Source organism: uncultured Sphingobacterium sp., from assembly GCF_964277905.1.
GTDB classification, from domain to species: Bacteria; Bacteroidota; Bacteroidia; order Sphingobacteriales; family Sphingobacteriaceae; genus Sphingobacterium; species Sphingobacterium siyangense.
The window spans coordinates 114352-138754 of the sequence record NZ_CAXYKD010000035.1 but is presented as its reverse complement, the minus strand read 5'-3'; the positions used below and the strand labels follow the sequence as shown (position 1 = coordinate 138754).

The window sequence follows — 24403 nt, the reverse complement described above, 5'->3', positions numbered from 1 at the left end:
CATGGCTTCTGCTTTGAAGCGTTCAAAGTCGAATGGGTCTTTTTCTTTCATGACCGTGTCGTTTGAATAATTGAATATAAATAATCTTATTGAATTATTCCTCTGACACAGTTCATGTTACAGTCTCTAAGTTAGTGAATTTAATGCCAGTCGTAATAACAAAAACGACATTGTTTTGCTATTGGAGTTCTGGCTAGCTTCCCACAATTGGGGCAGTAATTAAAGAAAATTTCTGAAGCATGATCACGCATAATACGCGTTGCTGTATCTTCATTAAATTTCTCTAAGCCATTATTCAATAAACTTAGTGTATTTTCGTCTTTGGTTAGCCATCCAGCTTTAAAGTAAACTCTCTTTATTTTATCAATATCTGCATTTTGGTCTATCTTTAATAGTGAATGCGCATGTTTATAAGCAAGCTTTTCTTTTGGAGACATCAAATGAAGGTAATAGTTTATGATGTAATCTTGTTTTTCTTTTTCCATGACCATAATGGCTAAGTTTTCTTTTTCCAACTTGAAAAAATACAATTGACAACTGTTACTAGTATCGTTAACAACCAAATAATTAATGAGTAAAATAGTACAACTAATGAAGCCCCTCCTTGAAAATTAGCTGGATCTATAAATAGAAAAACATTTAGAATAAGGCTAACGAACACAATAAATATCAGTCGAATTCTTTCTCCTTTGCCAGCCACTAAAATTCGATAGGTGATATAGCAAAATAACAGAATGTATAATGCATACACCATTTTAAATTCATGATCTATGGGAAGCATAGTAGTATAATAGGGGATTCCATAATAAGTGATTGTTTATCTAATAAAAAAATAATTTTTTCATAATGAAACATACCTAATAGTCCTTAGCTATAATTTCCATGCCTATTTTGTCTCTGGATAATACATGAGTAAGCAGATTGGTTAGTGGCTATCGCGGTACAGATATTCCATGCCCTTGTAAAAAGTTCCTGTAAAGCATCAGCCGCCAGATCATCATCTTTGTGCAGCTTCAGGAAATTAACAGCAAGCTGCTGTTTGTAATTGTTGTAGATATGTTCGAAGGCGCTATTGTTTCCATCCTTTAATTGTTGGAGCAATTGGTGTTCGTTATTTAAAGGAATATGTGACATGCGGTAGAATTTGTCTACGAAGTAAAGAAAACTTTCCGAAAATGTCAACTTTGAACGCTGTGGATCTTTAAATGCTAATTATTTTATAAGTTGGTGAATTACTTATCTTTGAGAGTTATGTACAATAATATCAAAACACCGTGACAGTAGTAGAAAAATATAAAACTGAACTCGACTTAGTCCGACAGAACCCAAAACTCTTGCACAATTATCGCTTCGAAAAAGACGCTATCAATTCAAAACACTTTGACCGATTAAAACTAAATATTGCAATTTACGATGACCTTAAACAGACAGACTATGAAATTGTAAAATATCTTTTTGCAGAAGAAAAGGAATGGCGAAAATATGGGAAAGATGGTGAAGTTGATAATTTGTATTTCTGTGCCTTCGTTCTGACACTTTTCAATTCACCTGAAATCGTTTGGTTGTTTTTTGAAGCTAAAAATATAGATTTTGACAGCGGAATTGGATTTGATGGAGAATATTTGGTTTCGGCAGGCATTAAAGAAACCTACCAATATTTAGAAACAGCCGACAACCCAAAGAAAATTGAACTGTTAAAGTATATTGGAGAAACGCAAGAAAGTTGTATTTATTCGCAAGAAGACATTGACAATTGGAAAGAGTATAAAAAGTCCTATTTCAGAAATTACAAATTACCCATTCAAGACGAACTGTATTTTCTCTATTCGACAAATGAACGAGAACTATTTTTGACGAAATTACCTGAATGGATCAATAAAGAAAGAGCTTGGACTTATGAAGAACTAGGTTTATATAGGACATACGCGAAATATGCAGACGACAAGGTTTCAGAGATTGAAGCTCTTAAATTGACACTCGAAAAAAATGATGAAGATTTTCTAATCGATATCTACAATAGACAATTGGCAGAGTTATATGTAGAGATTGATGAAAATAATAAGGCTCTTGAAATCCTTGCGAAAGTAATAAATGGGACAGATAACCGTAATATTGTAAGAGATTGTATTGAACAACTTTGCAGAATAATTATTAGAACAAACAACTCATCAGACGAGACGTCTAAGAAATCATATCATATTATAGCGTTTCAACATAAAAAGTACAGAAATTTTTCACCCATGGTGGACGGTTTAATTAAGGACGTAATAAAAATAATGGAAGAGGGAAAAATTACTGCGCAAAACAGCTTGCCAAAAGCGGGGCAGAGGTGGTGGCAGAAACTTTTTGGCTCTAAATAAATATGTACCCTTAGACACAGTTTACATTATTTCAAGGTCAACTTCTAAGTGGGTGTTTGCATTCGTCTCCTGTGTGGCAATACCTATCAATTGGCCCTTTGTTATCACGTATATTTACTGAGCTCCCATGATTCGAATGATTTTGTGTAATTTAATTCTTTATAATATCTTAAGACAATTATAGTCAAGTCTACAAATTTTATAAAACCATTAAATGACTGAACCTATACTAGCGTTATATATCAATAAATGGAATCTTACACAGGACGGAGCAAGTTTTAGAACAAATTCAAGCTTATTACAACCCTGTGTTTATAAAGGATTAAGAGCGGATTGGTTTGCCCCACTTTTAAATAAAACAAACTTCTCTGATGAAACGTTAAAAGAGTCTGCTTTAGTGGCTATTAGATTACTTTCCGACCAAACCGAACGCTATGTGCTTCATGGAGATCTTCACCATGAAAACATTCTTTATTCTGATCTTAACGGTCGGTTAGCAATAGATCCAAAAGCATTATATGGCGATAGAGCCTTCGACTTTGCAAAGATACTGTGTAACCCTAATAGACAAGTTGCTTTAGACAAGGATAGACTAGTTAGGCAAATAGAGGTAATTGGCCAAGAAACCAAGATTGATTTTGACAGAATGTTAAACTGGGTAATTGCATGGGTAGGCTTATCAGCAATCTGGATGGAGGAAGATCATTTAGACGCCAGCTTACCGATACAACTAGCCAAAATTGCGTTGTCATTGAAAAAATAGATTATCAAATACGTTAGATGTTCAAGTACTGTTTTCCTTTATCACCATTCTTTCAAACCAGTGCCTTAGCTTTGCAGTAAAATGTATCCGTTTTACCTTGAAATGTATCATTATATTAGCTGATAAAGAAGCTATTTTTGTAGGAGCACAAATATTACTATGTAATGATGAATAAAATATTTAATATAAAAGAGTTTGCATCCTATCTTAACGTTACCAAGCCTAAGAATGAGGATCTCCTTATTATTAATTATGAACATGAGGATAACTTACGACTGCAATCTGATTCTGTTACCATTGATTTTTATCTGCTCGCTATAAAGCCGCCATTGGAAAAAAACTTTAAGACAACCCAATTTCTGGAAGACCAGGCTAAATCTTTTATGTATGTTGACTGCCCGCAAAACAATTTGGATTGGAATATCAATGCTCCTAATGCAGGCTACAACATACTGGTAAGCGCGAAATATGTAAATAAATTGGCAAAAGATTACAATTTTGTACATTACAACAACCATGAAGCCTTATTCCTGACGACAGATGAAGAAGTTATTCTATGGGACCTGTACAAAAAAACGTATCATGAATTTCAGAAGGAATTTTATTCCAAGGATGTTATCATGTCCTATATTGCTCTAATTTTGTCTTATACACAAGTGTTTTATGACAGACAATTTGATTCAAGGAGTAGGGAATATAATTCTGTTATTGATAATTTTTATAAAAATCTAAAGCAGTATTTTGGGAACAGTGATGGAATTGCAGGTCTCCCTTCTGTTGCATATTTTGCGCAGAAAGCCAATCTTTCGCCCAACTATTTTGGAGATTTGATCAAGCATTTTACGGGAGAATCACCGATCGAGCATATCCATAATTTTGTTCTAAATCAGGCAAAAGACAAACTTAAAAACACTTCACTATCTATCAGTGAAATTTCTTATAGTTTAGGTTTTGATTATCCTAATTATTTCGCACGATTTTTCCGTAAGAAAACAGGTTTATCCCCAAAAGTATTTAGGGAAATGTAAGTGTTAATATAATTCAGAGCAACCTAACAAGGTTGCTTTTTTTTGCTCCAATTACAAATCAGTAAAATGTTTCCGTTTTCGAGTAATCTGTCTACGTTCCAGGTAGGAGGCTGTATTTAACTTTGTCTTATCAAAATAACAAGACGTTTAATTTAAAAAAGAAAATATCATGTCACAACAAAAGATCAGTATCAATAACGGAAACGGACAAGGAATTACCTTATCAGCTATTATTAATTTCCCTGAAGGGTTTGATGAAAATAAAAAATATGCTGTCGTAGTTGTCTCCCATCCCGGCGGCGGTGTAAAAGAACAAGCCTCCGGATTGTACGCAAAAAAATTAGCGGAAAAAGGTTTGATTGCTATAGCTTATGATGCTTCCTATCAGGGAGAAAGTACAGGTGAGCCTCGTCAGTTGGAAAATCCTTACATCAGGACAGAAGACGTCAGTGCAGTAATAGATTATTTGACCACACTTTCTTATGTGGATGCAGAGAAAATAGGAGCAATGGGCATCTGCGCAGGAGCAGGTTACACGGCAAATGCTGCGATTAATGACCATCGTATCAAAGCAGTTGGAATGGTGAGCGCTGTCAATATTGGGCCTATGTTCCGTAATGGATGGGAAAACAATGTAAAAGATGCAGATGCAATGCCTTATTTGTTGGCCGGCGCAAGTGCCAGAACCAACGATGCACAAGAAGGATCGCAAATTATGCCCTTGGCTCCAATGAAAGAGGAAGATGCTCCCAATGAAGAATTGAGAGAAGCGTGGGAATATTATCATACAGATCGTTGTCAATATCCTACCGCGCCGGGATGGGCAACATTAAGAAGCTTGACGCAGATTATTACTTATGATGCTTATAATAAAGCTGAAGCATTTTTCACACAACCTTTATTAGCGATTGTAGGGAGTGTTGCTGGAAGTGCCTGGATGAGTGATGATCTATTAAAAATTGCCGCAACTTCAGATAAGACAAAATATGTGATAGAAGGAGCAAACCACATGTCTCTTTATGACAGAGAAAATTATGTGAACGAAGCAATTTCTCAATTGGTATCTTTCTTCTCTGAAAAATTGTAATTCAAATAAAAGTTGATAAAATGAAAAAGTCAGTAAAATTTAAAGCCTTATATTGGGATATTGCAGCAGATTTATTATTCCCGCCTGATTTTGAAGAAGATAAAAAATATCCAACTATTATCAGTACCCATCCCATAGGAAGCTGTAAAGAGCAGACTTCGGGTAATGTATACGGACAGGCTCTCGCAGATGCAGGGTTTGTGGTATTGGTTCCGGATGCTTCATTTCAAGGGGAAAGTGGTGGCGAACCCCGTTTTATAGAAGATCCGTCTTTCCGTGTGGAAGATTATAGATATGCCTGTGATTATTTGGTAACACTACCTTTTGTAGATGAAAACCGAATTGGTGTATTGGGTATTTGCGGAGGTGGCGGATATTCCATCAGTGCTGCTAAAACAGAACGTCGCTTAAAGGCAGTAGTAAGCATCACAGGGGTAAACTTTGGACGTCTTTGCCGTGAAGGGTTTGCCGGATATGATCCGATTGGTACACTGGAAGCAATTGCCAAACAACGCACTGCGGAATCTCGAGGAGTTCAACTGAGAGTAGACGGATTATTACCTTCATCCGTAGAAGACGGTAAAGAAGCAGGCATTACAGATATTGATGTATTGGAAGCTACAGATTATTATAAGACTTCCCGTGGCGCACAGCCTCATGGTTATACCAGTGCATTATTTTCGCACCGAGCGGCTGCTGTAGACTGGGATGCTTTTAGCAATGCCGAAACGCTACTCACGCAACCTTTGTTGATTGTAATTGGTGATAAACCAGGCGGTTTCGGAGCCTATCGTGATGGACAGGAAATTTATGGCCGTGCAGCCTCCAAAAAGAAAGAATTGGTTGTCGTTGAAGGTTGGTCTCATTATGACCTCTATGACAAACCTGAACCGGTTCAACAAGCACTGAAAAGAATTGTTCCTTTTTTCAAAGAAAATTTATAAAGGGAAATTTATACAACGAAACAACACTTGTGAAATAAAGCACAAGGTTGTTTCGTTTTCTTTTGTTAATTAATCCTCAACAATTATATAAAGATGGCATCAAAAGTTTTAATAGGTGTAATTCATACGGATTATTTGGATTATGCCATTCTATATATATCCTTTTTTCATAAATTTAGAAAATAATAAAAGGCTGTCACTTAGATTAGTGCAAAATTGAAATGTTTCGCTTCAGTTTCTGTCACTGACGCCAATCTCTGAAACGTTTCCAGCAATGCTAAAATGACTATGAACAAAAAAGTAACACTTTTAATTTTCGGTTTGACCTTGGTATTTAACCAAGTTTTCGGACAAACATTTAAGCAGCAATTCAACGAATTTGTTTCTAAAAAAGACACCTTAGGTCAGCAACAACTTTTAGACAAATGGGAGAAATCAGACAGCAACGACCCTGAACTTTACATTGCTTACTTTAACTATTTTGTAAAAAAGAGTGTTAAAGAAGTTGTAACTCTTGGGCAAAATCCAGAGGGAAATGACGTTCTTCAGATTATGGATAAAGACAGTTCTAAGAAAGAACCTGTTGCTTACCTATATGGTGACACTTACTATGACCAAAATATTTTGAAAAAGGGCTTTGACTACATAGACAAAGGGCTTTCAAAATACCCGAACAGACTTGATATGCGTTTTGGCAAAATTTATTTGCTCGGACAAATTGAGAACTATGAAAAATTCACAGCTGAAATTATCAATACGATTGACTATTCTCATGTAAACAAAAACAAATGGACTTGGGCAGATAACAAGCCACTTGGCGACCCCGAAAATTTTATGCTTAGTTCAATACAAGATTATCAACTTCAACTTTACAATACTGAAAATGACAACTTGATTGAAAATATGAAACGAATTGCCGAAGCAGTTTTAAAATATTACCCTGAACATATTGAAAGCTTATCAAATATCTCAATCGTTTTTATGCTGCAAAAACAATATGACAAAGCTCTTGACACTCTTTTGAAAGCCGAGAAACTAAATCCGAAGGACTGCATTGTTTTGAACAACATTGCACAAACATACAAATTAAAAGGCGATACGATAAACGCCATTAAATATTACAAACTGACAATCCAATACGGAGACGACCAAGCTAAAAACTACGCAAATGGACAAATTGAAGAACTTTTAAAAAAATAAAAGCACATACAGGTAACGACCCTTAAAAAACAATCAAGATATGAAGATACAATTGACGATGATTGTTCTCCTGACAACATTAACTTTGACCAGCTGGGGACAAAATAATGGTCATAGAGCTGTATCGAGTTCGGCAGATACCGCTTTTATAAAATCATTGGAAGAAAGGCAGATAGAGGGAAGTAAGTATTCTGTTTTTTTACCCACAGATTACGCTATAAAAGAAACCAATGGAGGAGATTTTTCCATTTACAGTTTTTATCCTACCGACACTACAAATCATACTGGTTTTTCGGGTGGCTTTTATTTTGGTAATCATCCCAGTCAATTTCCAGCGAAAAGTAAAAGCTGCAAAACAGCGTACCTGAAAAGTGAAATATTAGATCAAAATGTAAACTGGACCATTTATAACTGTAATGGAAACTATTTAATTCAAACCATAACGAATAGTAAAAGCGGTGAGGGGTGGAATGAATTGATTCACATTTTTGGCAATGCAAAATCAACTAAAGATCTCGACAAATTGCTGTTTATTTTTACGACAATTAAAAAAAAGGAATAAATACTTAAAGACATTCGAAATGGGACGTAAGTTTAAACTAGGATATTTAGAGTTGGCATATTTTTCAGATGCGCTTTAGAGAAAGATATAAGACAAATCAGTCTAGTTTTTGCAAACTCAAATAGGTAATATAGTAACTAATGGTTGTATAAATAATGTTGGATTATAGTTTAAATAAATGGAAAATATGATGAAAAAAAGGACTATAAGTTGGATTGTAATTTTGGTCATTGCATTGTTTTTTTTATTTGGTATAAAGTATGAAACGGTTCTCTATATCGGCATGTCCTCTCCAGCTTTGGATGGTCATAGTATCGATATAAAGGTGAAAATAGATGGAAATTTTGTTTTAAATGACAGTATAAATAATAATCCTTATAAGTATAATACGCTCAAAAAAAAACTCAAGATTGGTTTTAGAAGAGTAGAAATTAGCTCTAACAGAGCTAAGGTACATACCATAAAGGAAATATTTGTATTGCCTAATCAGTTTATCCTTTTGGAATTTCTTCCAAGGTTAAGGTCTGAGGGGGAAGAACCAGAGTTTTTCATAACGCATGGTTTCAAACCATTCCGTTATGAATGAATGCGGGGGATGGCTCAATCTTCGTGAAGCTTGGCGAGTTGGCGGTAATATTTTGGCATCATAAGATAATAAAGAGAATTAAAGTGAAGGACTTCTTAAAAAATATTGGACTTGAAAAATGGCACTTCTATTTGCTTGGTGTTGTTCTCCTAAATTGGGTGACAGGATTAATTTTAGGTTACAGCTTACATCAAAACTTGATCTTTATTTTAAAAATAATTTTATACTTTACAGGACTGGTTTTGTTTTTTAAATCGTTTAGACCGTTTAAGAAAGTAATTTTTTATTATTTATTTTATGCAATATCCGGTGTTTTGACAGGGCTGTTTTTCCTATTCGGTGGTATTTCTCTCGCAATTTTATCTTCGCTTGTATGCTATCCAATTGCTCCAAAACAGACAGAATACAAGAACGAAACAATAAAAATATATGACAGGTTTCAAGGTTTTATGGATCGTTGTTGCTCATATGAAGTAGTTGAGCCTAAACTCTATTTTTTTGAAAAACATTTAGGCTATATAAACTTTGAAAAATCTATTGATGCTGATAAGGACGAGTTTAACTTTAAAAATAATACCATTATTTACAAATACGAAAAATACGAATTGAATAAAGACGGACAACTAGTCACAGTTAAAGACACTACTGAAATACTTAATTTTGAAAAGTACTACCGCTAATAGGGAATTGCAAAAACCGTTGGCCGCTGCTGTATCAGCTTATCCTTTGTAGCGTAAAGCAATGTCTCGTCCAAATCCAATACTAAAAGAGTTTCCTTCATATTATTTATACCGTTCCTGCGATAAGTTTACATTCATACCAGCCATTTTCGTTTACCTCTGACGCCATCATGTCTTTTGGAATATTATCTGTGTAAATGCAACGTACACCTTCGGTCAAACATGCATTAAAAAATTGCTCGATATTGTCAATCACTTGCTCTAAAATTATCATTTTGCATCTAATATATAAAAAGAGTTTTTAGATTGGCATATAGGTTTAGCTCGAAGAGTCCCAAATAGAGCTGAAAATATTCCTCGCCCAAATTTTCAGCTGAGACATGTCGTTTGTTGATTTTTGAGTGCGGATAATGAGGCTACTTACTCGTCTTCTAATATCCTGGTACGGCTAGCTATAACCACCATAATGATTCCGAAAATTGAGAACAGCATAAAAGAATACCTAAGGTCAAATAAATCCGAAATAAATCCAATCGCTGGAGGTCCGATTAAAAAGCCTAAAAAGGCTATAGTGGACACTAGTGTAAGAGATATACTTGCATTAACCTTATTACGTTTTCCTGTTACACCATATACCGTAGGAACACTACACGAGCCGCCGAGTCCAACCATCATAAATCCAAGGGTACATACAATTAAATTTACTGAAAACACCGATAGGAGTAGACCCGATGTCATAAAGATACCAGACATTTGTATAACTTTTTTTCTGCCGAATTTAACAATGAGATAATCTCCTAAGAACCTTCCGGTAGCCATCATTAAAACAAAGGAGGTATATCCCAGAATAATTAATTGTTCAGGTGCCTTAACAATATCTTGGAAGTAAACCCCGCTCCAATCAAACATTGCGCCTTCAATAGCCATGCTCAAGAAACCTATTATGCCCAGTTGAACTAAAGTTTTATCAAGGTATTTGAAGATAGAACCACTTTCTTTTTCTATATTTTTAGAAGGTGTGGTATGTATTAAAAACCTAAAATTTAGTATCCATATCACAAGAACAAATAGGAGTACAACTAAGAAATGAACGGTTATAGTCAGGTTTAGATTTAACATCAGCAAGGCTACTAAAGCTCCTAAGAATCCAGAGATACTCCATGCACCATGAAAAGAGGACATCATTGGTTTATGCATCATAGATTCTAATTCTACTCCTTGTGTATTGATAGCTATATTGCAAAGATTGCCTGCCACACCAAAGAGAAATAGGCAAATAGCTAGTTGAAAGTAACTTGTTGATAAGCCGATTATTAATAGAATCAAGGGGTATATTAAAAATCCGAATTGAACGATGTTTTTACTGCCATATTTACTTATGATTTTTGCAGACATGGGCATTGTACTGATTTGTCCAATTGGCATAAGTAAGAGTAGCGTGCCTAATTCTGCGTCAGATATTGAGAGATATGTTTTAATATTAGGGATTCTACTTGCCCAAGAAGAGAGGATAAAACCATGAGAAAAGAAAAATAATGCTATAGCAAGACGCATTCTATTGTGCTGTTTTTTTATAAGCTGTGTCATAACGAATATTGTTGTTTTCCAAAATAACTTTGTTGGAAGCGAAAGTAGACTATCAATTGCATCCTGGCATATTCCATTTTTAGTTTTGTATGTTCCATTTTACGGATTTTAGAAATTAACCTTTGGATTTAGCCATAGCAGTTGCTTAGGTTTTATATTTTTACAACAAAAAACAATGGATTTCTTAAAAGTATCTGATCTAAATCTGATTTATAATGTACAATCTCCTTTTTCTATGGAAGGGTTATTTCTTGTAAATGACAAGGATCAATCAAGGTTATCTTTTTTCGAATTGCGTTATCAATTTATGGGCCTGATATTATTGTTTTGTAAAGAAGGTTCGATGAAAATCCGGGTAAATGGTATTGACTATTTCCTTAAACAGCATGCAATACTTACAATATTACCGGAAATGATTGTAGAACCTCAAGTATGCGGTGAACATTTTAAGTCCATTGTTTTTGTAATGTCTTATGATTTTATAGAGAAGTTTACAATACTTCCGCAGTTAATTAGTAATACGGAAGTATTAAATTCACCCCTTATTTATGCCGAAGAGCAGGATAATAAAATAATAGAAGAGATTTCTCAACTCATTCTTAAATACTATGATCAACCTAAAACAATAACCTTAAATCAGATGATACAATACCTCGTGTTTTCTCTGATTACAGCTGTATCTAAATCGTACGAATCATTGACCCAAAAAGAAAACCTTCAAAGAAACAGAATCAACAACATTACAGATTCTTTTTTTGAGTTATTAAACGAATACGGCTACTTTCAGCGTAATGTTTCTTTTTATGCGGAGCACTTGCACTTAACACCACAGCATCTTAGCTCACTAATCAAGAAAAGAACAGGAAAGTCTGTTAAGTCCTGGGTTGGTTTTGCTGTGATTAATAAGGCAAAAGAATATCTAAATAACACTTCTTTATCCATCAAAGAAATTAGTTACAAGATGGAGTTTGCGGATGATTCACTTTTTTGCCGATATTTTAAACGTTATATAGGACAAACGCCGAATGAATATAGAAATCAGTAATCTAGGGCCAAATGGCTTTACTGAAGTATTTGTTTTTCGTTCAAAACTTGATGCAGTAAAAATAGGTTATACAAAAGATGGCGAAATCTCGACCATCCCTTTTATACTTTCCAGTCTCGGAAATGTAAAACCCATCGAGAAAGAATTAAAAGAGAAAAGTTATATTATTTTGAAGGAATTTTAAATTTTTAGCCACTTTTTAAATTCGTTACACATTTCAATAAATACAAAAAGGGAAATAAATATATTTCCCTTTTTGTATTTATTGAAGTTTTTAAGATTGTGTTTCAATTTCAGGTACGCCAATCCATTGCCATTTACGCTGTGTAAATCCGGGAATTACATCACCATCGATTTTGAATCTTCTTAAATCGATAATACGTGTACCGCGCCAGGAAAGATATATTCTTCGTACCGCAACAATATCGTTAAGGGTGAGTTTTGTTGTCGAACTGTAATTAGATCCGCCCGAGCCATCGTATTTAGCAATCACAGAGTTGACTAAATCAACAGCGTTTCCAGAAATAAGACCACGTACGACCAATTCAGCACGGATTAACTGCATCTCATCATAATCGCTAACGACTAAAGGGTCCCTTTCCTTGAATAGGTTGAGAGACCAATGCCCTTTGGAAGCTTTAACGACAGGGTTACGTGCTTTATCTGCTGTTGTTTTTAATACGGCCACCAGTGATGGGTCTACGGCCGCATCCCTAGAGTTAATATTCAGCGCATTAAAAAAAACATTGCTAACAGTACCAACCGTATTTAAAAAGCTGAAATTTTCGCTTGCAGTAAAGGACTGATTGATGTGCTGTACGCTAAGTGGATAGTTACCTGTATGTATGCCCAGTTTAGCCAAAAGTGAATGAATCAGTCTCTTTTCACTGTCATTAGCCGAATCTAAAGCCTGCATCCAGTAGTTTTGTGCCTTGAGATATGCGTCTTGATGGCTTATCTCCTTGTGGTCGGCATAGACCGATCTACTGGCATTGCTTACGCTAAAATAATCCGCCATTAACAACCAGGCATATCCCGCATGTAAACGCGCATGCATAAGTGATGCCCGTTGGATTTTGAGGCCATCCTCGTCCGCTGGATTTAGTGACTCGGCATTGGCAATGACATCTTCCGCGCGAGCACGATAGTTTTGCACATTGGACCACACACTGAATAGTGAAGTATTGTCCGGGGATAGCTTATCCTCATCAAGCTCTTTATAAAAAGGTGAATTGGGGACCGCTGTAGGAACGATCTCATCAACGATAGCGCCAGATGCAACCAATAAGTCTGCGGCTGAAGTTGCACCAGCACGCCATACGCCTGCAATAACAGGACCGTAAACATAGGCTCCTTTTTCAATACGCCCCAACATTGCAATGCTGTTCAACTGGGACTCGTCGATGGTATTATCAGGCAGCTTGGTGTCGTTTACCCATTTGTCGCATGAAGAAAGTGTCAATGCTGCCATGATGAACAGTCCGACTTTGTGTATATTATTCAATTTGATAGCCATAAAATCATTATATTAAAAACCAATATTTACACTCATCGCATAGCTACGAGGAGCGGGGACAGCGGTCCAATCCGAAGATAGATAACTGATGCCCCGATTACGTTTGCTTCCTCCCTGCGAGTCAATTTGAGGCTCAACACCACCATAGTTGGTTTTTAGCCAAAGGTTGTTGCCTGTAATTGATAGTACGCAGCTTTTAAAGAATCCATTCGTCTGTTTTTTTGCCCAGCTCCCAAGATCGTAGGAGATGGTTACATTGCTCAATCGGATAAAATCTGCTTTTTCTACAAAGTTACCACGTGGTCCTGCGTATTTAGACAGCTCGTTGGCCGTATTAATATATTCGTCCGTTCCAGGTGTCTGTGTGGCTAGCAATGCTTTAAGGTCTTCGCTAGCTTTGTAGTTGTTACCCTGACTGGCAACATTTCTATTGGAAATATTATAGACCTTGGCCCCTTTAGAATACGTGAATAATGATTGGACCCGAAGGTTGTTAACAATCTGAAGGTTGAAGCCGAAAGAGCCGTTATAGGTCGGGAATGGTTTTCCCAGCACTTGAGGAGTACTCTCTTTGGCGCCTGTATATACACCATTACTATTGAACAGGGCGCCTTCTGAAACTCCGGTGTAGAAAGAGAATGCAGGAAGTCCTTCACGTATCAAATTAACAGAATTGATGATATCGCGTCCACCTGAACTAATGACTTTATTGGATTGATTGTTAAAAATCACAAATAAATCCAAACTGTTTTTTTGGTCACTGCTTGTAAAAACACGGCTATTATAAGTTACTTCAATACCTCGGCCACGTATTTTACCTATATTCTCTGGATAATCGCCGCTCAAACTTGATGGCCAGCCCAAAGATGGCAATAGTGTGGTATAGACAATCGCATCACGCGTATTTTGGAGGTAGTAGGTAAATCCCAACCGTTGTTTGAAAAAGCTGATATCAGTACCGATCTCAAATTCTCCAGTACGCTCTGGTTTGATGTCTGGATTCCCTTTGCGGAGTGGACGTACCAGCGTGCCAAAGGAAGAGTTTTCTACTAGGTAAGAGGTCTGTGCATCATTTGGATAAGGCAAACGACCCGATTCACCGTAGGCAGCGCGTACTTTCCAGTTATCTATTTTACCTTTCATAAATTCCATCGGCTTCAAATTGTAGGCAACACTTACAGTTGGGTACCAGATGCTGGCTACATTTCGTCCGATCATATTGGAAACATCTCTGCGAACACCTGTATTGATGAAAAGCTGATTGTTGTAACTTAGGAAAGCTTCACCATAGATACCATGTGTACGTTTTTCGAAATACGTATCGGTGGTATTGAGAATTTCTGCTGCTGATGCTATATTACTGATACCCGGCACAGCAAAATTGCGCACACTGATACCATTAACACTTTCCGTTGCCTTAGTCAACTGGGAAAGAAGTGAAATATTCAGTTGCCATTTCTCAGCGAGAGCAAAATTACGTGATAATTTTACATCCCAGTTCAAGTTAAGATTGCGACGGTCACTGATCTGTTTTGCACCGGTGCTGTTGGTCCCTTGGAGAAAACCGTAGGGAAGATAGTTTAGGCCATCAATATAATTGAGATCCAAACCCACAAGACTTTCCATTTTGATGTTAAATGGAAAAGTATAGTTGAGCTTTAAACTACCCGTAAAGCGATCATTGGTATAGCTCTTCTCAATAGCTCGCCAAGTTTCTTCCGAAATGAAGGGCCATGGAGTCTGGTCACGCATCAGGTTCCATATTGCATCGTCACGGCCCGAAGCAGATTGTGGTATACTTAATTTCCCTTTGACGTAAGCTGCGGTGAAACCTAATTTGAAATGATTTTTGCTAAAATCATACCCCCCACGTAAAGTCTGTCTGTTATCTTTATTGCCAGGTATAGTTCCCGAAGTGGTATTTGAATTTGCCGAAAAGAACAGACTGTTTGACTGATCAAATTTTGCAGATAAGTTTGCATAAAATTGATTTTGATGGCCTGTATTGAAGAAGTTGTTTAAGGCGTCATTATTAACGTATTTCGTATACTTATTGGCAAGTTCACTGATCCCGCCCGTATACTTTACGTTGACTGCAACACCTTTTTGGCCACTTAACCCACGCTTTGTCTGTATGATCACAACACCATTTGCAGCTTCAGCACCATAGGATGCAGCAGCAGCTGGCCCCTTAATGACATCAATCGAAGCGATATCGTTCATCGGTAAATCATTTAGGGCACTCATGGCTTCCTGGGATGAATTTACATCGGCGGTATTGTTATTGTTGTAACGCACGCCATCGATAAAAATCAGGGGATCTCGCTCCATACTGAAGGTTGCAGCAGAACGTATATCGAAACGAATCGGCATCCCCACTTTGCCATTTGTATTATATACCTGGGCACCACTTATACGGCCATTCACAAGATCTGCCAATGAAGATGGATTGCTTTTTGCGACAATATCTGCGGCATCAACATGGTCAACATTAGTTCCTATGGCCCTTTTGCTACGTGAGTTGGCTAAACTGGCTGTTATCATGACTTCATCAAGTTCAACTCCAGAGGTCAAGTAAATATCAACATGGTGCCCTTCCTTAATAGAAGTAAAATGTTCTTGGTAGGTTGTAAAACCAACCATTTTGACTAACATCGTTTCACCTGGACGAAGTGAGAGGTTAAATTTCCCATTACCGTCGGAAAATGTACCTTCTTTTGGCCGTTCTTTAATGGTAATCGTTGCTCCTGAGATGACTTTGCCACTGGCCTTGTCGAATACCGTTCCCTGAATATTCTGCGCCTGAAGGGCAAAACATGATAATGCGGTGATGCTTAAAGAAGTAAAAGTTTTATACATACTGATTTTTATAGGTAGGCTTTATTTAGAATTAAACTAAATAAAATTTTTGCAAAAATAATAATATCTCTGATATTGTCAAATGTTATTTTTTACAAAACTTTCGCTGGGGCGTATTCTTTAGCAGACATCATTCTCTCAAACCAATACCTTACAGCGACCAATTCCATCGAAGGGGGGGAGATTTTGCTTGACCCACGTGGAAAAATGTGTTGATGGATAAAAGTCTGCGAGATAAAGAGCCCATGTCCGGAGATGAAGGTTTCCGGCCTGAAATCGATAGGGGAGCACTGAGAGACTTCGTCTGAAGAAAGTAAAACAATTGCGATAGCAATTTCTTCAACTTGTCCAATTCGTTTCAATGGTTTAAATGTTATTACCTTTACAGAAAAACGCTTAATTTATTTAATGAAAAGTCGATACTTGGAATGGATCTCCACAATAATTTTATTGTTTTTCTTTACATATATTGTTTCTTGCTCAAATTCCGATACCGCAAGAAATAGGAATAACAATGCTATTGACACCGCTGCAATCAATAAAATGAATGCTCGGGCCAACAGCCTATGGTCAAGCCTTCCAGATTCAATGATTGCAATGAGTAGCCATATATTGGCTATATGTGATAGCTTGGATTATACGGCTGGTAGAATTGATGCTTTGCGAAACCTTGGTATAGGATACTACGAAAAAGGCAAATACAATGAGTCTATTCAGTATTATAATAAGTCGGCAAAAATGGCTTTGGAAGCGGGAGAAATTGAAAGGGAGGCAAAGATCCATAGCAATCTAGCGATGCCTTATATTGCCCTCGGAAAACATAAGGACGCTCTAGTCGAGCTAAATAAAGCAATAGAAGGAGCTGAAAAGAACAATCTACCGCTAGTAAAAGCACATGCAACGCACAATATTGGTATGGTTTACCATTATCAGCAGCAAGAAGATAGTGCAATCTCGTATTATACACAAAGTAAACAACAGTATGAAAAGCTCGGTGATACTTCAAAGTCGACCTTTATCCTTGGTAATATCGGTCATATATTCTTAAAAAAGAAGGATTTTAAGAAGGCTAAGGATTGTTATCTCCAATCGCTAAAACTGGCTGAAAAGCAAAAAAATTATAAGGCTATAGGAAATGCACAACAGTCATTAGGAGCGCTGTATCTTGAAATAAAGGATTGGAAAAATGCACTTAATTGTTTCCTAGAAGCGAAACGAACACTTGAATCAACGGGTGAAAAAACGGAATATTTGCGTTTATTGGACAATCTTTCGGAAGTTTATCTCGAATTGGGAAATATAACAACTGCTATTCGATATGGAAAAGAGTGTTATAATTTGGCGCAATTGAATGGACAATTGTATTATCTGCAAAGTTCTGCCAAAAGACTGAGCGAACTGTTTGAAGGAAAGAATGATTTTATTCAATCTCTAGAATTTTATAAGATCTATAAAGCTGCATCCGATTCTCTTTATAGTAAAGAGAATAAGGAGCAACTGGTGCGTCAAGAAGAAGAGTTTAGATTTAAAAAGCAACAAAATGATATGGAAGCCGTCTACAATGTAAAATTGTGGCAGCGCAACTATTTCTTGGCTGTTGCGTTGGTTCTTATCTTTTCAATGTCAGTAATTGGGTTCCTCTTGCTAAGAAATTTCAGACAGACAAAAAAAAATAACAAAGTGCTAGAAAGTACCAATACTTTTATTGAAGAACAGATGGCATTGCTCGAAGAGTCAGACCGTTTCAAAAAATCATTAATTTCGATAATTGCTCACGATATTAGATCACCAATAAATAGTTTACATTTCATACTTGAGCCTTTTAAGGCTGGACTTATTTCGGAGGCACAGACAAAAGAATTATTATCATCTTGTTATGATGAGATTGATACGTTGACTACCCATATCGAGAATCTGCTGATATGGGCCAGCCAGCATTTAAATACGTTTAAACTTTCGTTAGCCAATTTTAATATCAAGGATCTATTTGAGGATATTATAAGGTTCAACGAAAGAAAGCTTTCGGAAAAACAGATTACAGCTGATATTGATTGCTATCCCTTGCTTTCTATAGCTGGGGACCGTGAAGTTGTCAGGATAATTGTTCGTAACCTTGTAGATAATGCAATTAAATTTAGTCGAACAGGAGGGAGGATTGTCCTTGGAGCTCGAGCAAACGAAATAAATAACAGCATCATCTTTTCTGTTGTCGATAACGGGACCGGCTTAGCCAAAACTGTGTGGGATAAACTGTATTTGGATGCAAAGCCTATTTCTCTTAACGGAACGGGTAATGAACAAGGATTTGGCTTGGGCTTACAGCTCTGTATGTATTATCTGGAGCTTTGCTGTAGTGAACTTCTAATTCAGAGCGTTGAAGGTGAAGGCGCTATCTTTAGTTTTGAACTGCAGTCTTCTACAATTTAATAATTATATATTTAGGTTATAAAAGACCATTTTCTTTTGCAAAAATCAATAGATGGGTTATCGACTGACAATCCGCTTTGGCCATCATCTTTCTCCGATGTGCAATAACTGTATGTGGGCTTAAAAACATTTTCTCTGCAGTTTGTGCAATTGTCTCACCATTGGCAAAGCATTGCAATAGTTCAATTTCTCTTGCCGTGAACTTTACCTGAAGGGACTGATGGGTATTGAGTATATTTTGGAAAAGTGGATCCAAAAATGATTTTCCCCCGGCTACATCTTCGATGCAGTGTTTTAACGTATCAATACTACAGGACTTACTTAAAATACCTTCAGGGTTGTATCTTTTCAACGTTTGAATAAGAAATGGGGACATTGCGCTGGTTAAAAAAACAATTTTTGCATTTCTATTTATCCTGCCAATTTCCGATAATAAAGACAGTCCATTATCTTCAGCGAGGTAATAATCTAAGAATACAAAGATATTTTTGTTGCTAAAAGAATTTAGAAAAGCAAAGAATTCTTCTACATTGTAGCAGGCTTTGACAAAATCAAAAAGTCTATACCTCTCCAATAACAGAGAAAATGCATCTGCAAACAGACCATGATCGTCCAATACAATCGCATTAGTAAAATATTTCATCAACAGATTTAGTTTTTAAGTAAAGATTTGCCAAAGGTAATTTATTTAAAATGAACTCCTGATATAATCTATCTATGCGTAGCAAAAATTTGCTATTCTATTTCAAACGTATAGCAAAAATTTGGTATAACGATTACCGTTAATTGCCAAATAGTAATCTTTATAGTTGTTTTGTGAAAATTTTTCCCTGTCCGGTTATTTACTTGAGGCATTTATGGAAAGATAAGAGTAAATCATCTAAATTAACTGTAAACAAAAATGTCATTAAAATTAAGAACGATTGGCAGTGTTGGAATGCTGTCATTCGCCACACTTGCCAGTATGAGCATCTACTCGTGTAAAGAGAGTAAGGATAGTGCATCATTGGCAGGGAAAGCTCGTGTGAGTATCCATCTTTTGGGTGTAGAAAATCCCGTCGTAACTAATGTAAAAGCAAGTAGCGGAAATAGATCAACGATATCAAATCGAGTCGTCGTTCCTTTGACAGAGTCAAGTTCTTTTGAAGCCACATTGTCCCAAGCATTGTCTACGACAAACGGCACTTCTTTGCGAGCTTCGTCTGCAAATCGTGCTGCTGTTACCGAAGAGCGTACAGCACTCGGCGAAAATGTTAAATATAAAATTGTTGTCTATAAAAGCAATGGCGATTATGTTACCGAGAAAATATATACAAACAAAAGTGATAATGATAATGAAATAGAGTTGGATGCTCAGCAGGCTTACACTTTTGTGGCTTTTTCTGTCAATAGTACATCTACAGTACCTTCGCTGACTGCCCAAACGAATCTTGCTACAGCCTCTCTTGATAATATCAGTGCAGACCTGATGTATTTTAAAAAGGACCTAACTGTTCAATCGGGAGACAATAATCTTGACGTCATACTGAAACACCAATACAGCGAAGTGACGACTAATCTGAGTATGGCAACTGACATGACAGGGGCTATTACCAACCTAGGGACGACAACTATTGGCCCGACGCACCCAAGCGCAAATCTGAAATTGGCTGATGGCACGATCACCTATAATGGCTCGACCTCAACTGCAAATGTCGTATTCCCGGCACTTGGCTCAGGTTTACGTACAGTATCCAGTGCACCAGCGCTTTTGATTCATCCGAGCGCAACAAATGGTTTATTTAATTTTGGATCAATAACCATCGATGGTGAAACCAAGAGCAACGTGTCTGTTGCTGGGTTACAGATTGTTCCTGGTCAACGTTACAACTTGAATCTGAACTTCAAAACCTGTACACAGGAAGTAACAGGTGGTGCAAATCTGAATTGGAATTACCCGGCTTCAGGAAACGGAGCAAATGTAAACGGCACAATTGTTCCTAGTGGCGGAACTGTCGAACAGTCATTGACAGCACCTGGAGCCGATTATGGTTTTGTATTTGATATTATACAAATGGACAATTCCTTCAATATGGAGGTTAACGGAATCAAATTAGCAACACAGGAAATACAATTTGAATCGAATATTGCCATTGCTCCAAAGAATGTTGCTTTTGAAGATGGCAGCCTCCATGGAGGAACGAATACTGCGGGTGGGACGATCCCTCAAATATATAATATGACAGGGACAGCGACAAATCCAATTATTCGGGTAGTCATAAGCCGTGACGGTAAGGTAAGTATGTATGGTAGTAAGAGTGCTGGTGGTGAGCTGTATCCTTTGGTACTTACAGCAGGTTCATTTAACAAGGTGCCTTGGAACTCTACCTCAAATTCAGTAAAGATTACGCAGGTGGTGCAAGGGAAAACTTCGATGGTCGGAGCAGGTAGTGGTAGAAAAAAGATTGCATGTCGCTAATTTTTATCGCTAATCATAATAATAAAAATTCACAATCTCATGAACAATACAGAAAAGAAAAATTATACAAGTCCCCGTATTTTGGTAATGGAAGTAGCGTTGGAACAAGGAATTGCGGCGGGATCTGGACCTAACTCAGTTCTGAGTTCTGATCCACAGGAATCTTGGAATAAGGGCGATGACGATAACCGAACGATTGATTGGTAACATCCGAGCTTTTATCTTCCATTAAATAAAAGTATCAAATTTTTAAAAAAAGACAGGGGCGGATGTCGCCCTTGTCTTTTTTTTGATATGATTAAAACTATTTCCATTCATCCTGGAATTATCGAAACACCAGTTTTGGCCTATAATTTAACATTTCCTATTAAGCGGAGAAGTCTCAATTCCATTTTTACTTATTTTTTACTATTTTGTTTAAAATGGTCAATTTGCCTCGGAATCGCATAGCCTCCATCTCTAAATTTCCAACCAAACGAAGAAATGCGGTATTTTGGTATAGTCTCTGAAACAGGAAATCGTTGGTATAATTTTGAGCCAATGACTAATTCGGAATGTGGATTAAGATGTATTTTAGATTGGGAAGAAGATGAAGTCAAGAATTTATTGTGAGTTGGCAAACTTTGGGTGAACTTTTAGAAATGGGTAGAATTTATGAGTAAGAGTCAAATAAATATCAGCAAGTTTTTAAGTTTGGTTTTACGACATCAACCTGAAACAATCGGTATTGAACTTGATCAAAATGGTTGGACCGATGTAAGTAACTTAATAGAAAAAACAAACAACTACGGAATAAAGTTAGACAGAGAAACGCTTGACCAGATTGTCGCAACAAATGCTAAAAAGAGATTTTCATTTAATGATACACTTGATAGGATCAGAGCAAGTCAAGGACATTCAGTAGAAATTGAGTTAGGCTACGAAAACCAAAAACCACCAGAAATTTTATACCACGGGACAAGTGAAAAATCAGTCCAATCCATTTTAAGCACAGGACTTGAAAAACGAAATAGACAACATGTTCATTTAAGTAGCGACATTGAAACAGCCATGAAAGTTGGGCAAAGACACGGAAAATCATTTGTTTTCAAAGTGTTTGCAGAACAAATGTATAATGACGATTTTCGCTTTTTCATTTCAGACAATGGCGTTTGGCTTACAGATGATGTGCCGATAAAATACTTGAAACAAAATGACGAATAAACAAACCTACATAGTAAAGAGATTTATATTAACCGCAAAAAAAACTGTCTTTTTTCTTTCTTTATATTCCATGATATTCAGCGTATCGGCGCAGACGAGCCTTATAGAAAATGACCATGCTGTTAATTTTGCGTTATCGCTTGATGGAAAAGACAACAACCCGTGCATTGGCATGGGGATACTAAAAGATCACTGGACCATAGAAGCCTAGGTAAAGGGAGATGATCTAATTTGGAAAGATACGGAAGCAATCATCGGAGTGGGGGAATATGGAGATGTAGTCGGACTTGACGTGATGCCCTTACAAATCAAAAAAGGACATTTACATTGTCCTCGAGCGAATATAACCTCACCAAACCTACTTGATGACAAATGGCATTATGTAGCATTAACCAATGATACAAAAGAAATAAAACTTTATGAAGATGGAAAATTAGTCGGGACGAGTAAAGGTACCATGAGCGTACTGCCGGGAACTATAGGCACATATGATAAACCTCAAAATACATTTGGAGGTTTAGTCGATGAGGTACGGATTTGGGATACCGCGCTCTCTCAAAATTTATTGCAAAAATGGAAGAACACAGCACTAACTGCCAAACATCCGGCGTTTAAAAACTTGAAAGCGTATTACAACTTCGATGAGTTAAAGGATGATGTTTGCCTGAATCTGGTAGGCAAAGGACATCAGGCTTTTCATATGAGAAATACAAGGTTAGACTATAAAGGGAAGCTACCATTGGCAAAGCTTGAACTTAATGACAACAAACAATTTATTAATACGATAAAGCAACAAGAAGTTTTTAATGCGGTAACAATTGAAAGTGAATGGGATGCTGTTCAGGGAGCAAAGGATGATCAGCTTTTGAAAATCAGAGTTGTAGTAAACGGCGCTAAAAAAGCACTTAAGTTAACTGATATCAAGATTGACTTAAGTAAAACAAGCCGTCTTACCTCAATAGACCGGTTGCATATTTACTATACAGGACAAACTCCTCGCAGTACAGAAAGAAAAGAATTATTTGTTAAAGGGGAAAGTGCGCCAAGTCGCTTGATGCACTTTAAAACAAATGCTCACAACGATTATCTACTGAAACCTGGTGTAAATTATTTTTTAGTAACCCTGGACATTAACAAGGAAGCAAATTTAGGTGACACCTTAAAAGCAAATATTTTAAGCATAAGCCTCAACGGTAAGCAATATGGTACAGAAACCGAAGCATCAAACATCCGGAAAACCATTATTTCCCCAACAGGAACGACCGACATCGTCAAACTTCTCCAATGGAATATTTGGCATGGCGGGGTCCATATGGGCGACAATGGAAGAAATCGCATCAAAGAACTAATCAGGAGTACGGAGGCTGACATTATTTGTATGCAGGAGGCTTACGGTGCACAAAAAATGTTGGCCGACTCACTTAAATTCAATATGATAACAGCTTCGGGTTCTGCCAATTTAGCACTTTTTAGCCGATTTCCGATAGAGAAGTTTCCCGTAAAAGAAAACTTCAAGTCCAATTTGGCTATTATTACGCTTCCCACAAACAAAAATCTTTTAGTAGCAGATTGGTGGCTTCGTTATGCGTACCGACCAGAATATACCGACTATTATTTAAACAAAGGATTAAACACCCAAGACTGGATTAAAGAAGATCAGGAACTGGGTGTAGAAGACGCTAAAAAAAACCTGGATACAGATATTGCCCCGGTAATTCAAAATAGGGATATGCAAATTATTATTGCGGGAGATTTTAATTCGGGTAGCCATCTGGACTGGACAGCGCGAGCAGCCTATTTGCATAATGGTTATGGACCCGTTGCATTACCTATTTCTAAATTGATGCAGGACCGAGGATATATCGATAGTTTTAGGAAATTAAATCCAGATGAAGTTACCCACCCAGCCGGAACATTTGCTGCCATATTCGGACATCTACAAACTTCTAGAATTGACTTTATCTATTACAAGGGCGAAAAGTTAGAACCATTGGCTTCGAAAATAATCCGAACGGCACCAGAAATAGATGATGTTTGGCCATCAGATCATTCAGCGGTTTTTACTGTTTTCAAATTAAATTGACAATGGCCTAAGAAC

The 24403-nt window shown here is 36.8% G+C and carries 24 protein-coding genes; 17 read left to right on the top strand and 7 right to left on the bottom strand.

The features are described from left to right. Positions 1-140: 140 nt before the first annotated feature. Together ACHWSC_RS16360 and ACHWSC_RS16355 are read right to left on the bottom strand one after the other, a co-directional pair. On the bottom strand, positions 141-485 hold the full coding sequence (locus ACHWSC_RS16360) for a hypothetical protein (protein WP_201669075.1): 345 nt from the start codon (positions 483-485) through the stop codon (positions 141-143). Between the two features lie 382 nt (positions 486-867). Next, positions 868-1134, bottom strand: a complete 267-nt coding sequence (locus ACHWSC_RS16355) for an RNA polymerase sigma factor (RefSeq protein ID WP_394677472.1) — start codon at positions 1132-1134, stop codon at positions 868-870. A gap of 140 nt (positions 1135-1274) precedes the next feature. Between ACHWSC_RS16355 and ACHWSC_RS16350 the strand changes: the two genes are divergently transcribed. The 9 genes from ACHWSC_RS16350 (at position 1275) to ACHWSC_RS16310 (ending at position 9210) form a co-directional block, all read left to right on the top strand. Then, a complete protein-coding gene (locus tag ACHWSC_RS16350; RefSeq protein ID WP_394677471.1) occupies positions 1275-2360 on the top strand; it encodes a hypothetical protein in 1086 nt (361 codons plus the stop codon). 214 nt (positions 2361-2574) lie between these two features. After that, positions 2575-3123, top strand: a complete 549-nt coding sequence (locus ACHWSC_RS16345; RefSeq protein ID WP_394677470.1) for an aminoglycoside phosphotransferase family protein — start codon at positions 2575-2577, stop codon at positions 3121-3123. 164 nt (positions 3124-3287) lie between these two features. Further along, entirely contained in the window at positions 3288-4151 is an 864-nt protein-coding gene (locus ACHWSC_RS16340) for a helix-turn-helix domain-containing protein (protein WP_394677469.1), read from the top strand. Between the two features lie 169 nt (positions 4152-4320). Beyond that, positions 4321-5238: an alpha/beta hydrolase gene (locus ACHWSC_RS16335; protein ID WP_394677468.1), complete on the top strand. Its 918-nt coding sequence runs from the start codon at positions 4321-4323 to the stop codon at positions 5236-5238. Between the two features lie 20 nt (positions 5239-5258). Beyond that, on the top strand, positions 5259-6182 hold the full coding sequence (locus ACHWSC_RS16330) for an alpha/beta hydrolase (RefSeq protein WP_394677467.1): 924 nt from the start codon (positions 5259-5261) through the stop codon (positions 6180-6182). A 288-nt stretch (positions 6183-6470) separates the two neighbouring features. Further along, the gene (locus ACHWSC_RS16325) at positions 6471-7382 is read left to right on the top strand and encodes a tetratricopeptide repeat protein (RefSeq protein WP_394677466.1); all 912 of its coding nucleotides are present in this window, start codon (positions 6471-6473) and stop codon (positions 7380-7382) included. A gap of 40 nt (positions 7383-7422) precedes the next feature. Beyond that, positions 7423-7944, top strand: a complete 522-nt coding sequence (locus tag ACHWSC_RS16320; RefSeq protein ID WP_394677465.1) for a hypothetical protein — start codon at positions 7423-7425, stop codon at positions 7942-7944. A 178-nt stretch (positions 7945-8122) separates the two neighbouring features. After that, positions 8123-8530 (top strand): hypothetical protein, encoded by a 408-nt coding sequence (locus ACHWSC_RS16315; RefSeq protein WP_394677464.1) that lies wholly within the window; start codon positions 8123-8125, stop codon positions 8528-8530. Next, entirely contained in the window at positions 8527-9210 is a 684-nt protein-coding gene (locus tag ACHWSC_RS16310; RefSeq protein WP_394677463.1) for a hypothetical protein, read from the top strand. The genes ACHWSC_RS16315 and ACHWSC_RS16310 overlap by 4 nt, the downstream gene beginning before the upstream one ends. A gap of 106 nt (positions 9211-9316) precedes the next feature. On the opposite strand, the gene ACHWSC_RS16305 is transcribed toward ACHWSC_RS16310, so the two are convergent. Next, the gene (locus ACHWSC_RS16305; RefSeq protein ID WP_394677462.1) at positions 9317-9484 is read right to left on the bottom strand and encodes a hypothetical protein; all 168 of its coding nucleotides are present in this window, start codon (positions 9482-9484) and stop codon (positions 9317-9319) included. A gap of 146 nt (positions 9485-9630) precedes the next feature. Continuing rightward, on the bottom strand, positions 9631-10797 hold the full coding sequence (locus tag ACHWSC_RS16300; protein WP_394677461.1) for an MFS transporter: 1167 nt from the start codon (positions 10795-10797) through the stop codon (positions 9631-9633). Positions 10798-10972: 175 nt separating this feature from the next. Between ACHWSC_RS16300 and ACHWSC_RS16295 the strand changes: the two genes are divergently transcribed. Both ACHWSC_RS16295 and ACHWSC_RS16290 read left to right on the top strand, forming a co-directional pair. Next, a complete protein-coding gene (locus ACHWSC_RS16295; RefSeq protein WP_120332851.1) occupies positions 10973-11842 on the top strand; it encodes an AraC family transcriptional regulator in 870 nt (289 codons plus the stop codon). Beyond that, complete coding sequence (locus ACHWSC_RS16290) at positions 11823-12026, top strand: hypothetical protein (RefSeq protein ID WP_394677460.1); 204 nt, start codon at positions 11823-11825, stop codon at positions 12024-12026. The genes ACHWSC_RS16295 and ACHWSC_RS16290 overlap by 20 nt, the downstream gene beginning before the upstream one ends. 90 nt (positions 12027-12116) lie before the next feature. On the opposite strand, the gene ACHWSC_RS16285 is transcribed toward ACHWSC_RS16290, so the two are convergent. After that, on the bottom strand, positions 12117-13358 hold the full coding sequence (locus ACHWSC_RS16285) for a hypothetical protein (RefSeq protein ID WP_394677459.1): 1242 nt from the start codon (positions 13356-13358) through the stop codon (positions 12117-12119). Between the two features lie 12 nt (positions 13359-13370). Then, entirely contained in the window at positions 13371-16217 is a 2847-nt protein-coding gene (locus ACHWSC_RS16280; protein ID WP_394677458.1) for a TonB-dependent receptor domain-containing protein, read from the bottom strand. Between the two features lie 408 nt (positions 16218-16625). Between ACHWSC_RS16280 and ACHWSC_RS16275 the strand changes: the two genes are divergently transcribed. Further along, positions 16626-18644, top strand: a complete 2019-nt coding sequence (locus ACHWSC_RS16275) for a tetratricopeptide repeat protein (RefSeq protein WP_394677457.1) — start codon at positions 16626-16628, stop codon at positions 18642-18644. 16 nt (positions 18645-18660) lie between these two features. Here the strand turns inward: ACHWSC_RS16275 and ACHWSC_RS16270 are convergent, their stop codons facing one another. Further along, positions 18661-19287, bottom strand: coding sequence for a LuxR C-terminal-related transcriptional regulator (locus ACHWSC_RS16270; protein ID WP_394677456.1), 627 nt, complete (start codon positions 19285-19287; stop codon positions 18661-18663). Between the two features lie 258 nt (positions 19288-19545). Here ACHWSC_RS16270 and ACHWSC_RS16265 point away from each other — a divergent pair, with 258 nt between their 5' ends. From ACHWSC_RS16265 to ACHWSC_RS16245, 5 genes are all read left to right on the top strand, one after another. Continuing rightward, positions 19546-21102, top strand: coding sequence for a hypothetical protein (locus ACHWSC_RS16265; protein WP_394677455.1), 1557 nt, complete (start codon positions 19546-19548; stop codon positions 21100-21102). 39 nt (positions 21103-21141) lie between these two features. After that, complete coding sequence (locus ACHWSC_RS16260; RefSeq protein WP_394677454.1) at positions 21142-21309, top strand: hypothetical protein; 168 nt, start codon at positions 21142-21144, stop codon at positions 21307-21309. Positions 21310-21756: 447 nt separating this feature from the next. Then, positions 21757-22305 carry an RNA 2'-phosphotransferase gene (locus tag ACHWSC_RS16255; protein ID WP_394677453.1) on the top strand — a complete coding sequence of 183 codons (549 nt, stop codon included), beginning with the start codon at positions 21757-21759 and terminating at the stop codon, positions 22303-22305. Between the two features lie 70 nt (positions 22306-22375). Then, positions 22376-22516, top strand: coding sequence for a hypothetical protein (locus ACHWSC_RS16250; RefSeq protein WP_394677452.1), 141 nt, complete (start codon positions 22376-22378; stop codon positions 22514-22516). Positions 22517-22564: 48 nt separating this feature from the next. Beyond that, a complete protein-coding gene (locus ACHWSC_RS16245; RefSeq protein ID WP_394677451.1) occupies positions 22565-24388 on the top strand; it encodes a BNR-repeat neuraminidase N-terminal domain-containing protein in 1824 nt (607 codons plus the stop codon). Positions 24389-24403: the final 15 nt, after the last annotated feature.